8 protein-coding genes and 1 pseudogene are annotated in these 12346 nt (G+C 70.9%); 4 read left to right on the forward strand and 5 right to left on the reverse strand.

From position 1 onward, the window contains the following. Positions 1 to 26: 26 nt before the first annotated feature. Both AB0L56_RS10825 and AB0L56_RS10830 read right to left on the reverse strand, forming a co-directional pair. Positions 27 to 415: pseudogene (locus AB0L56_RS10825) on the reverse strand (4-carboxymuconolactone decarboxylase); the annotation flags it as partial. A 222-nt stretch (positions 416 to 637) separates the two neighbouring features. Then, positions 638 to 1573: a DUF3048 domain-containing protein gene (locus AB0L56_RS10830; RefSeq protein WP_365421375.1), complete on the reverse strand. Its 936-nt coding sequence runs from the start codon at positions 1571 to 1573 to the stop codon at positions 638 to 640. A 252-nt stretch (positions 1574 to 1825) separates the two neighbouring features. Between AB0L56_RS10830 and AB0L56_RS10835 the strand changes: the two genes are divergently transcribed. Beyond that, a complete protein-coding gene (locus AB0L56_RS10835; RefSeq protein WP_365421378.1) occupies positions 1826 to 3016 on the forward strand; it encodes a zinc-dependent alcohol dehydrogenase in 1191 nt (396 codons plus the stop codon). A 1-nt stretch (position 3017) separates the two neighbouring features. Here AB0L56_RS10835 and AB0L56_RS10840 read toward each other — a convergent pair whose 3' ends face one another. Continuing rightward, positions 3018 to 4085 carry an ATP-dependent DNA ligase gene (locus tag AB0L56_RS10840; RefSeq protein WP_365421381.1) on the reverse strand — a complete coding sequence of 356 codons (1068 nt, stop codon included), beginning with the start codon at positions 4083 to 4085 and terminating at the stop codon, positions 3018 to 3020. An 84-nt stretch (positions 4086 to 4169) separates the two neighbouring features. Here AB0L56_RS10840 and ligD point away from each other — a divergent pair, with 84 nt between their 5' ends. Beyond that, positions 4170 to 5192: a non-homologous end-joining DNA ligase gene (gene ligD, locus AB0L56_RS10845; RefSeq protein ID WP_365421384.1), complete on the forward strand. Its 1023-nt coding sequence runs from the start codon at positions 4170 to 4172 to the stop codon at positions 5190 to 5192. Between the two features lie 28 nt (positions 5193 to 5220). Here ligD and AB0L56_RS10850 read toward each other — a convergent pair whose 3' ends face one another. Beyond that, positions 5221 to 7413: a family 16 glycoside hydrolase gene (locus AB0L56_RS10850; protein ID WP_365421438.1), complete on the reverse strand. Its 2193-nt coding sequence runs from the start codon at positions 7411 to 7413 to the stop codon at positions 5221 to 5223. 23 nt (positions 7414 to 7436) lie between these two features. Then, positions 7437 to 9866: a ThuA domain-containing protein gene (locus AB0L56_RS10855; protein WP_365421387.1), complete on the reverse strand. Its 2430-nt coding sequence runs from the start codon at positions 9864 to 9866 to the stop codon at positions 7437 to 7439. A gap of 282 nt (positions 9867 to 10148) precedes the next feature. Here AB0L56_RS10855 and AB0L56_RS10860 point away from each other — a divergent pair, with 282 nt between their 5' ends. Together AB0L56_RS10860 and AB0L56_RS10865 are read left to right on the forward strand one after the other, a co-directional pair. Then, positions 10149 to 11141 (forward strand): multicopper oxidase domain-containing protein, encoded by a 993-nt coding sequence (locus AB0L56_RS10860; RefSeq protein ID WP_365421390.1) that lies wholly within the window; start codon positions 10149 to 10151, stop codon positions 11139 to 11141. A gap of 45 nt (positions 11142 to 11186) precedes the next feature. Then, positions 11187 to 12215, forward strand: coding sequence for a LacI family DNA-binding transcriptional regulator (locus AB0L56_RS10865; protein WP_361029641.1), 1029 nt, complete (start codon positions 11187 to 11189; stop codon positions 12213 to 12215). Positions 12216 to 12346: the final 131 nt, after the last annotated feature.

A 12346-nucleotide genomic window follows, 5' to 3' on the forward strand; every position in this document is an offset into this window, starting at 1 on the left:
CGGTGCCCAGGGGTGCGCGGCTCCCGGCCGTCCTCCGCCGGCACCCGCTGGGCCGTGGCGAACGCCGCGTTGGCGGCCGGAACCCCGCAGTACACGGCCGTCCGCAACAGCACCGCGCCGATCTCCAGATCTCGCCAGGTGAACGACGTCTGGGGGGCCTGCGCCCGGTCCACGTACCCGTCTCCGAGCACCTCGCGTCGTACCGCCATCCCGCGGGCCGCGGTGCCGCCGAAGTGCGCCCGCACCGCGGTCAGCGACACGGGGCCGGCGCCAGGAGCGAGGCGCCGGGGAGCTCCACCAGGGCGGCGTCCGGCACCGCGTCCGCGATCCGCCGCAGATGCGCGGGCGGTGTCGCAGGATGCTCCCGGCCGGCCACCGACAGCGTCGGCACGGAGACGTGCGGGAGCCGCTCCCGCTGAGCCTCCCGGGCCGCGCCGCCGACCCCGACCAGGCGGAGCAGGTCCCTGAGCGGACTGGGCGGGCCAGGCCGCGGTCGACGCTCGTCCTCTGCCGCACCCACCGTGGGCTGACCGTGCGTGCCGGGGCCGCCGCGCGGTGAGCGTGGGCTTGTGCGGCATGGCCGAGGGCCTGCGCGATCCCCACCCCGCCCCGCGCGCCCCGCACCTACCGGACCGGCTCACGGCGCCTTCGCGAACACCACCCACACCTGGCCGCGTGCGAAGTTCAGGGGGTCGCCGGCGTCGGTGGTGAAGGAGGTGCCGTCCTCGGCGGCCGGGCGCTTCCAGTCCGCCCGGTACGCGCGTCCGTCGCGCAGCACGGTGGCGTCCCCGGAGCCCACCGTCTCGGTGAACGGGGTGTTGTTGCCGAGGAAGTCCCGGAAACCCGAGGCGCGTACGGTCACGTACTGCACGACGACCGTCGCGGGCGCCAGCCGCTCGCCCTCCGTGGTGACCGCCGGTGCGCCGTCCATCGAGACCAGCCACCGGGCGCGATCCGCGGACCAGGTGAAGGTGAAGCCGGCGGCGGGGTAGCGGACCGTGAGCTCGTTTCGGGGCTCGCCGTCCGCCGGGGGCGGGCCGAAGCGGAAACCGGTGGTCAGGGCGGCCTCGCCGGGAGGGTCGTCCATGATCCGGTCCGGGCGCAGATACAGATTGTGCGGAGCGGACCGGCCGGGATCCCGGGTGTAGGCGGCCGGCTCCGTCCGGGGTGTCACCGCCTCCAGCGGCTCCTCCTCGATCAGCGGCAGCAGCTTGCTCTGCGCCCCGGAGAAGGCCAGCAACGGCCGGTGGAACTGGCGCAGCAGCTCCAGATCGGACTCACGGGCGCTGCGCACCGGCCCGACGGAGTCCGGCAGCTCGGTGGCGTACACGGCGATCAGCCTGCTGCTCCCGCCCTCGACCTGTTCGGCGTACACCACGTCGGCGGCGTCCAGACCGGTCTGGGGGCGGGCGGCGGGGGCGTTGTCGATCTTGACGGCCAGCACCGGGGGGACGTCCTCTCCGCCGGGCCGGGACGGTGACGCGCCGGCCTGCCCCCGGCCGTCGTCGCGCGGACCGTCCGACGTCGTGCATCCCGCGGCCAGCCCGGCCGCCAGTGCGGCGGCCAGCAGCATCCTCGCCCCCGTACCGCGCCGTAGGCGCGCCCTTCGTGCCCTTCGTTCCGTGCCCACCGTTGCCACCGCGCCCGCCTCATGTCACCCGTTGTCTCGATTGTGCGCTTTTCTGATCGTCTCTGGCCAGAGCGGAACGAAGGTGCACCCGCGCGGTGGCGTCCGCCGTTCGGCTCAGCGGCCGCCGGTTCGCATCCGGCCGCTCGGGTACCCGGACGCCCACCACACGGTCCGGCACGGAGGGAGCGGGCGGCGATGAGGGCACTGACCTGGCAGGGAAAGCGGGACGTACGCGTGGAGAACGTGCCCGACCCAAGGATCGAGGAGCCGACGGACGCGGTCATCCGCATCACCTCCACCGGACTGTGCGGATCCGACCTGCATCTGTACGAGGTGCTGGCGCCGTTCATGACCCCGGGTGACATCCTCGGCCACGAGCCGATGGGGATCGTCGAGGAGGTCGGCGCGGCGGTGCCCGACCTCCAGGTCGGCGACCGCGTCGTGGTGCCGTTCCAGATCGCCTGCGGCAACTGCTGGATGTGCCTGACCGGACTGCCCACCCAGTGCGAGACCACCGAGGTCAGCGCCGAGGGCATGGGCGCCGCCCTGTTCGGCTACACCCGGCTGTACGGCGCGGTGCCGGGCGCGCAGGCCGAGTACCTGCGGGTCCCGCAGGCCCAGTACGGCCCGATCAAGGTCCCCGAGGGGCCGTCCGACGACCGCTTCGTCTACCTCTCCGACGTCCTGCCCACCGCTTGGCAGGCGGTGTCCTATGCCGGGATACCCGAGGGCGGCAGCCTCGCCGTGCTCGGGCTCGGCCCCATCGGCGACATGGCCTGCCGGGTCGCCCAGGTCCGGGGCGCCGGACGGGTGTTCGGCGTGGACCTGGTCCCGGAGCGGCTGAACCGGGCCAAGGAACGGGGCGTGGAGACCTTCGACCTGCGCTCCTTCGACGACGAGAAGGAACTTCTCACCGCCATCCGCGACCAGACCGACGGACGCGGCCCCGACGCCGTGATCGACGCCGTCGGCACCGAGGCCCACGGCAGCGCCGCGGCCCGCATGGTGCAGAACGCCTCGGCGCTGCTGCCGCGCAAACTGAGCGGTGCGATGGCGGAACGCTTCAGCGTGGACCGCCTCGCCGCCCTCCACACCGCCATCGAGTTGGTACGCCGCGGCGGCACCCTCTCGATCGTCGGCGTCTACGGCGGCATGGCCGACCCGATGCCCATGCTCACCCTGTTCGACAAGCAGATCCAGATCCGCATGGGCCAGGCGAACGTACGCCGCTGGAGCGACGAGATCATCCCCTACCTCACCGACGAGGACCCCCTCGGCGTGGACGACTTCGCCACCCACCGGCTGCCCTTGAGCGAGGCACCGGAGGCCTACGCGATGTTCCAGGAGAAGCGCGACGGCGCGGTCAAGGTGCTGATGCAGCCCTGACTCACGACCCGCTGAGGACCTCGGCCAGGTCGTAGCGGACCGGCTCCTGCAACTGCGCGTAGGTGCAGCTCTCGGGGGCGCGGTCCGGGCGCCAGCGACGGAAGCGGGCGGTGTGCCGGAAGCGCTGCCCCTTCTCCATGTGGTCGTAGGCCACCTCGGCCACCCGCTCCGGCCGCACCGGCACCCACGACAGGTCCTTGCGCCCCGACCAGCGGCTCGGCGCCCCGGGCAGCCGCGCCGACTCATGAGCCTCCTCCTCCGCCCAGGCCGCCCACGGATGGCCCGACACGTCGTCCATCCGCAGCGGCTCCAGTTCCTCGATCAGCTCCGCGCGCCGCTTCATCGAGAACGCCGCGGCCACGCCGACGTGCTGGAGCCGGCCGCTGTCGTCGTACAGACCCAGCAGCAGCGACCCCACCACCGGGCCGCTCTTGTGCAGCCGGTACCCGGCGACGACCACGTCGGCTGTGCGCTCGTGCTTGATCTTGAACATCGCCCGCTCGTCCTGGCGGTAGCGCAGATCGAGCGGCTTGGCGATCACACCGTCCAGACCCGCCCCCTCGAACTGCTCGAACCACCCCCGCGCCACCTCGATATCGGTCGTCGCCGGTGCCACATGCACCGGAGGCGTGACCCCCTCCAGCGCCCGGACCAGCAGCTCCCGGCGGTCCGACAGCGGGACGTCCAGCAGCGACTCGTCCGCCAGCGCCAGGATGTCGAAGGCGACGAAGGACGCCGGGGTCCGCTCGGCGAGCATCCGCACCCGCGACTCCGCCGGATGGATGCGCTCGGTGAGCGCGTCGAAGTCGAGATGCCCCTCCCGGGCGATGACGATCTCGCCGTCCAGCACACAGCGCTCCGGCACCCGCTCCCGCAGCGCCGCCACCACCTCGGGAAAATACCTGGTCAGCGGCTTTCCCGTACGGCTTCCCAGCTCGACCTCGTCCCCGTCGCGGAACACGATCGCCCGGAACCCGTCCCACTTGGCCTCGTACTGCATCCCGGGCGGGATCTTCGCCACGGACTTGGCGAGCATCGGCTTCACGGGCGGCATGACGGGAAGATCCATGCTCCGATTCTGCGCGCCCCCGGCCGGTACCGCCCGTTGCCGCCCGGTGTGCGAGGTATGCGGGGTGCCCCTACCGTGGCACGCATGGGTGACGCGGTGGAACTCGAGGTGGCCGGCCGGACCGTACGGGTGTCCAGTCCGGACAAGGTCTTCTTCCCGGAGTGCGGCTACACCAAGCTGGACGTCGCCCGCTACTACCAGGCGGTCGCCCCCGGTCTGCTGCGCGCCCTGCGCGAACGGCCCACCACGCTGCAGCGCTACCCCGACGGCATCACCGGCGAGTGGTTCTACCAGAAGCGCGCCCCGAAGGGCATGCCCGACTGGATCCCCACCGCGCACATCACCTTCCCCAGCGGCCGCAGCGCCGACGAGATGTGCCCCACCGAGGAGGCGGCCGTGGTGTGGGCGGCCCAGTACGGCACGCTCGTCTTCCACCCCTGGCCGGTGCGCCGCACGGATGTGGACCACCCCGACGAGCTCCGCATCGACCTCGATCCGCAGCCCGGCACCGACTACGACGACGCCGCCCGGGCCGCCGGTGAACTGCGCGCCGTCCTCGACGCGTACGGGCTGCGCGGCTGGCCCAAGACCTCCGGGGGACGCGGCATCCATGTGTTCGTGCCGATCGAACCGCGCTGGACCTTCACCCAGGTCCGCCGTGCCGCCATCGCCGTGGGCCGGGAACTGGAACGCCGGATGCCGGAGCAGGTCACCATCAAGTGGTGGAAGGAGGAGCGCGGCGAACGCATCTTCGTCGACTACAACCAGACCGCCCGCGACCGCACCATCGCCTCCGCCTATTCCGTACGGCCCCACCCGCACGCTCCCGTCTCGGCGCCGCTGCGCTGGGAGGAGGTAGGAGTCGCGCATCCGCGGGACTTCGACATCATGACCATGCCCGCGCGCTTCGCCGAACTCGGCGATGTGCACGCGGACATGGACGATCACGCCTTCTCGCTGGAGCCCCTGCTCGAACTCGCCCGCCGTGAGGAACGCGACCACGGCCTGGGCGATCTGCCGTACCCGCCCGAGTATCCGAAGATGCCGGGCGAGCCCAGCCGGGTCCAGCCGAGCCGGGCCAGGAAGCCGAAACCCTCGGCCTCCTGACCCGGGGGGACCGCAGTACCCGCCGGTACTACAGGTCCTTGATCCGGACGTCCCGATACGACACGACGTCCGACGTGCCGTGCACCTGCAGTCCGATGTAGCCGGAGGCGAACCGCCGCCCGTCCGTGCCCGGGTCGTCCGAGCGCGGCGGGGTGAAGTCCTGGCCGCCGATGTTGTCGAACTCGTTGATCAGCACGCCGTTGCGGTAGACCGAGTAGTGCTGGTCCACCACGCGGATCTCGTAGTCGTTCCAGGTGCCCTTCTGCGTCACGCCGGCGCCGGCCAGGCCCACCCGGTCGAAGCCGTAGACGGAGCCGGTCTTGTACATGTCGCCGGTGGGCGAGTCGAACACCTGGATCTCGTGCCCGAACTTGATGGCGGCCCACTCCGGCCGGGGCTCCTCCGGGTGGTCGTGGATCTGCGGGAACCGCACGAACACACCGGAGTTGGCGTTCCCGGTGCCCGGGGCGTCGTCACGCCACTGGAGCTTCAGCGAGAAGTCGCCGTACTTGCGCTCGGGGAACCACAGCATGCCCAGGCCTCCTTGGGTGGTGCCGGAGGTGATCGACCCGTCCGGGTTCAGTGCGAAGGAACCGCCGCCCACGTGCTCCCACTTGGCGAACGTCTCCTGGGTGCCGTCGAGGATCTTGCGGTAGCCCTCGGTCTGGCCGGGCTTGCCGATGCCGGACTGACGGGCGGCCTGGTTGATCGCCCGCCTCTCCCGCTTGTCGATGACCCCTTGCTTGGTGAGCCCGTCCAGGACGCTCTTCACATGCTTGAGGAACAGCGCCTGGGAGGTCCACTCCTTCTCGTCCTCGATCAGCTCACCGATCCGGCAGCGGTTGTTGGTCACCCGGTTCGGCACACCCGAGTCGACCGTGCCGACGAACACCGTCAACCGCTCGTCGTACTCCGGGCAGTTGGGCGCGGGAACCCCGCCGTCCGCCACGACCGTGAAGCTCACGGTGAGCGGCTCGGAGGTGTTGCCGGCCCGGTCGCTCGCCCGGTAGGCCACGGTGTGCCGGCCCGCCCGGTCGACGACCACGGGCCCGGTGTAGGCCAGGTACGGGCCGCCGTCGAGCGAGTACTCGACGGCCGCGACACCGGAACCCCCGTGCCCGTCGTCCGCGGTGACGGTCACGGTGGCGTCACCGACGTACGCGCCGTCGGAGTTCCTGGTGCCCTCCACGGTCACGCCGGTCGCCGGCGGGGTGGTGTCCTGCGGGGGAGCGGCGACGACGGTGAACTCCACGCTCTTGGCCGCCGCCGCGTTGCCCGCCTTGTCGGTGGCGCGGTAACGCACGGTGTGCGTGCCCACCTCGTGCACCATCACCGGTCCGGTGTACGCCTGCCAGGGGCCGTCGGCACCGAGGGCGTACTCGATCGTGTTGACGCCGGAGCCGGTGTCGGACGCGGTGACGGTGACCGTCGCCATGTCGATATAGGCACCGTCGTCGTTCTTCTCGCCGTCCACCGTCGCCGAGGTCTCCGGCGCGGTGGTGTCGTCCGTCGGCGGCGCGACGACGGTGAAGGCGACGCTCCTCTCCGCCGAGACATTGCCCGCCTTGTCCAGGGCGCGGTAGCGCACCGTGTGCGCGCCGACCTGGTCGACGACCACCGGGGCGGTGTACGGCTGCCAGGCGCCGTCGGCTCCGAGGGCGTACTCGATCCGGTCCACGCCCGAACCGTCGTCCGTGGCCTCGAGGGCCACGGACGCCGAACCGACGTACTCGCCCTTGTCGTTCTGCGCGCCCGTCACCTTCGCCGTGGCCTCCGGAGCGGTGGTGTCCTCGCCGCCGCCCTCGGTCACCGTCAGGATGCCCTGCATCTCGGGGTGGCCGGGGATGGTGCAGTGGTAGAAGTACCGGCCCGGGGTGAGCGTCACCTCCGCGGTGTGCTTGCCGCCCTGGGCGTCACCAGGACTGGCCATGATGTTGAGCTGGACGTCGTTGTTGAACTCCGGGTCGGAGGTCACGAACGTCAGCGTGTGCGGCATGCCGGTGGTGTTGCCGGTGGCCGCGCTGTTCTCGAAGACGATCGTCGCCGGACCGGCCACCGCGGTCTTCGGCGCGGACGTGTACGCGGTGATGCCGTCGCCCGCGGTCCAGGTGAGCACCTGCGCCGCCGCCTCGCCTGCCGTGGAGCCGGACTCGCCGGCGGAGGACGTCGTCGTCTGGAGACCGAGCATCATCAGCAGGGCGGCCAGCAGGCCGGCCCACACTCTTGGTTTCCGTGTCACTGGTTTCATCCGGCCCTCCTCGCCAGTTGACCGGCGGCCGGGGTCGGGCCGCCGCCCTTGTAAGTGACCCGCCACAGCGCGGACTTGGCGTCCGAGGTGAAGAAGCCGCGGCCGTAGTCGAGGACGTACAGCGCGCCGTCCGGACCGAACGTCCAGCCCATCAGGTTTCTAATGCCGTCGTTGCCGACGGGCACGATCTTCTTCAGGGACTCCGAGTGCACCGGAAGACCGCCGTCGCCCTGCGTCTTCGGGTCCATGAGCACCGCGTTGCGCGGCTGGTCGGCGTCGTAGAAGTCACCGACGAACCACTTGCCGTCCCAGTAGGCCGGCCACTTGACGTCACTGGAGCTGCCGGCGTCGTAGCGGTAGACCGGGCCGTTCATCGCGGCCTGTCCGCCGCCCTTCAGCCAGGGCAGCCGGTACGTGGCCTCGTCCGGCACATACGACGGGACGCCGTTCGCGTCGCGCGGGTAGTCCGGGGCGCCGCCCTGCGGCGAGTACCAGATGTTGTTGCCGGTCACCGGCGGCAGATTGACCAAACCGTCGTTGTTCGGCGACTCGTTCTTCGGGTGGTCGCAGTCGTACCAGCCGAGCGGCTTGGACGGGTCCGGCAGGTTGCGGTCCCGGTAGGGCTGCTTGTTGCCCATGCAGTACGGCCAGCCGCGGTTGGACGCCTCGGTGATCACGGCGAACGTGTCGTACTTCGCCGGACCCCAGACGGGCGACGGGGAACCGGCGTCCGGGCCGACCCAGCCCGCGTAGAGGATGTCGGTCTTCTTGTCGACGGAGATGCGCGCCGGGTTGCGCACACCCATCACATAGATCTCGCCGCGCGTCTTGCCGCCGCCCTCGGCGGTCTCCTCGCCGGTGAACAGGTTGCCCTCGGGGAGGGTGTACGTGCCGTCCGGCTCGGGGTGGATGCGCAGGATCTTGCCGTTGAGGTTGTTGGTGTTGCCGGCCGTGCGGCGCGCGTCCGCGAAGGACACGCCCTTGAAGTTGGGCTCGGGGTTGTTGCCCGAATAACCGCCGCTGAAGCCGCTGGAGTTGGTGTCACCGGTGGCGATGTACAGGTTGCCCTTGGAGTCCCAGGCCATCCCGCCGCCCGCGTGGCAGCAGCTGTGGATCTGCACCGGCCACTTCAGCAGCACCTGCTCGCTGCTCAGGTCCAGCTTGGCGGTGGCCTGGTCGAGCGTGAAGCGGGAGACCCGCCGCTCGGCCGTATGGGTGTCCCGGTTGATCTCCGAGTGGGGCGTGTAGTGCAGGTACACCCACCCGTTCTTCTCGAACGCCGGGTCCAGTTCGATGCCGAGCAGGCCCTCCTCGACCTTCCTCAGCTCGTCCCCTCCGCCCTTGTTGCCGAAGACGGTGAGCGCCCCGGCCAGGGTGACCTTCCCGGTCTTCGGGTCGTAGATGTGGATCTCGCCCTTGCCCTTGCCGATGTCGGGGTCGTTCCAGTCGGTGACCACGGGCTGCGAGGCGTCCGCGCCGCCCCGGCCGATGTAGAAGACCCGTCCGTCGGGGGCGGTGACCAGGCCGTGCGGCTCGCCGATCTGGTCGTTCTGGCCGGGCTGGTTGGGCTTGGTCAGGCGCTCCGCCTTGTAGTTGCCGGTGATGGTCGCCTTGCAGTCGGCCCGCACCAGCCGGTTGGTCCACAGCAGGGCGCCGCGCAGATGCTCACGGAAGTCGGTCTCGTCGTACGACGACACCGTGCCGCCCATGCCGGTGTAGAAGGACCGGCCGCCGTCGTAGTCACGGCACCAGCTGACCGGGTGGTCCCAGCCGTTGGCGCCCGCACCGGGCGCGTACGTCGACTCGCGCACCCTGGCGACCGTGTGCACGTCGCCGGAGGGGTTCTTCACCCAGTTCAGCCACTTGTCGGGCCGCTTCCACTGCATCGGCAGACCCTTGGTCGCCGGATGCGCGCGGTCGCCGACCTCCACGGTCGCCCGCTGCACCTTGTCGGGGCTCGTGGCGGCCGGGCGGGCGCCGATCAGACCGGTGAACCAGTCCGAGTACGGCTCCGCGCGGGCGGCGTCGTGCAGACCGACGAAACCGCCGCCGGCCTCCATGTACGCCTCCAGGCCCGCCTCCTGGTCCGGGTCGAGGACGTCGCCGCCGCCGGTCAGGAAGACGACGGTGTTGAACCGGCCCAGCTTCTTGGCGTTGGTGAAGACCGAGGCGTCGTCGGTGGCGGTCACCTTGAACCGCTGCTCCGCCGGGCCGGAGAGCCCGATCGTCTCGATCGCCGCGATCCCGGCGTTCACCAGGGGCGACTCGTCACCGCCCGCCGCCGAGCCGTGGAACAGCAGCACACGGACGTTCGCGCCGCCGGGTGGCGACTTGATGGACATCGTTGTCAGGGACGGATCCGGGGCCGGGCGCGCGCTGGCGGCTGGACCCGACAGCAGTCCGGCGGCGACGGCGCCGGCGGCCACGGTGGCTGCCCAGGCGCGTCGTCTCGTTCTCGTCCTTCGTGCGTTCGAGGTGCTCGATGTGCTCAACCCGCCCCTGTGCGCGGGTTCTTGATGCGATGTGGACCGCACGTGGCCACCCACCCCTCCTCGGTCGCAGCAACAGCGTCAAGGAAGCTAGACCTCTTTGCGTCACACGCCAATACCTATCGCAGCAATGAACCAAACTTTGTCCTGAGTGTGGATAAACAGCGGGGCGGCAGCTACGGTTTCCCAGGTTCATGACAGCCACATGGGGAGTTCGGCATGGACAGACGCGGTTTCAACCGGCGGGTACTGCTGGGCAGCGCCGCAGCGGCGACATCGTTGTCCCTCGCGCCCGAGGCCGTGAGCGCGAACAGACCGGCGAAGACCGCGCCCGCCGGAGGCGAGGTGCGGCGCATCAAGATGTACGCCGAACGGCTGGACGGCGGACAGATGGGGTACGGCTTCGCGAAGGGCAAGGCGTCCATTCCCGGCCCCCTGATCGAGCTCAACGAGGGCGACACCCTGCACATCGAGTTCGAGAACACCATGGACGTCCCCGTGAGCCTGCACGTCCACGGCCTCGACTACGAGATCTCCAGCGACGGCACCAAGCAGAACAAGAGCGACGTCGAGCCCGGCGGCACCCGCACCTACACCTGGCGCACCCACAAGCCGGGCCGGCGCTCCGACGGCACCTGGCGGGCGGGCAGCGCCGGCTACTGGCACTACCACGACCACGTCGTCGGCACGGCGCACGGCACCGGAGGCATCCGCAACGGGCTCTACGGCCCCGTGATCGTCCGCCGCAAGGGCGACGTCCTGCCCGACGCCACCCACACCATCGTCTTCAACAACATGTCGATCAACAACAAGCCCGCCCACACCGGCCCCAACTTCGAGGCCACCGTGGGCGACCGCGTCGAGATCGTCATGATCACACACGGCGAGTACTACCACACCTTCCATATGCACGGTCACCGCTGGGCCGACAACCGCACCGGCATGCTCACCGGGCCGGACGACCCGAGCCAGGTCATCGACAACAAGATCTGCGGCCCCGCCGACTCCTTCGGCTTCCAGATCATCGCGGGGGAGGGCGTCGGAGCGGGCGCCTGGATGTACCACTGCCATGTCCAGAGCCACTCCGACATGGGGATGGTCGGCCTGTTCCTGGTGAAGAAACCGGACGGCACCATCCCGGGGTACGACCCGGACGCACACGAGCACGCTCATGAGCCCGCCGCCGAGGAGGAGCCGACGCACGAGCACTGACGGCGCCACTATCCTTTCCCGCAGCCGCAGGTGAGGAGCGCCCAAGTGACCGAGACAGTGCCGCGCCCCACGCTGGAGGCGGTGGCCGCACGGGCCGGGGTGTCCCGGGCCACGGTCTCCCGCGTGGTCAACGGTTCCGACGGGGTGCGCGAACCCCTGGCCGAACGGGTGAGGCAGGCGGTGGAAGAACTCGGGTACGTCCCCAACCAGGCCGCCCGCAGCCTGGTGACGAAGCGGCACGACGCCGTCGCCGTCATCGTCGCCGAACCGGAGACCCGCGTCTTCGCCGACCCCTTCTTCGCCCGCCAGCTGCGCGGCATCAGCAAGGAACTGACCGCCCACGACAACCAGCTCGTCCTGCTCCTCACCGAGGACCGCGACGACCACGCCCGCGTCGGCCGCTACCTCGCCGGCGGCCATGTCGACGGCGCCCTGGTGTTCTCGCTCCACATCGACGACCCGCTGCCCGAACTGATCCAGCGCGCCGGCGTCCCGGCCGTGTTCGGCGGCCGGCCCGACTTCAACGGCGGCCGGGGCGGCGTCGTCTACGTCGACAGCGACAACCGGGGCGGCGCCCGCGACGCCGTACGCCATCTCATCGGCCTCGGCCGCAGCCGCATCGCCCACATCACCGGCGCCCTCGACCAGACATCGGCCGTGGACCGGCTCGACGGCTACCGCGACGCCGTGGCCGGCGCCGATCCCCGGCTGGTCGTGGAGGGCGACTTCACCTCGGCGAGCGGCGAGCGGGCGATGCGGCAACTCCTCGACCGCCGCCCCGGCCTGGACGCGGTGTTCGCCGCCAACGACCTCATGGCAGCGGGCGCGCTGCGCGTGCTGCGCGAGCGGGGCCGCCGGGTGCCGGACGACGTGGCGGTCGTCGGTTTCGACGACATGCTCCCCATCGCCGAACAAACGGAACCCCCACTCACCACGGTCCGCCAGGACATAGAAGAAATGGGCCGCCTGATGGCCCGCCTACTCCTACGCACACTCGACGGCACGGACGCGCAGGACCAGGCCGAGGGCGGCCTGATCCTCCCAACGACACTGATCCACCGCGCGTCCGCGTGACTGGACGGGCTGACTATCGGTGTGCACGGCCGCCGCCGGCTACAAGCGCCTCACCCGCACCATCGACCTCACCGGTGTCACCGCCGCCGAGCGCCCCACGCTGCGCACCCAGTTGCTGTGGGACACCGAGC

It is taken from the genome of Streptomyces sp. NPDC052079 (assembly GCF_040680275.1).
Taxonomy (GTDB): domain Bacteria; phylum Actinomycetota; class Actinomycetes; order Streptomycetales; family Streptomycetaceae; genus Streptomyces.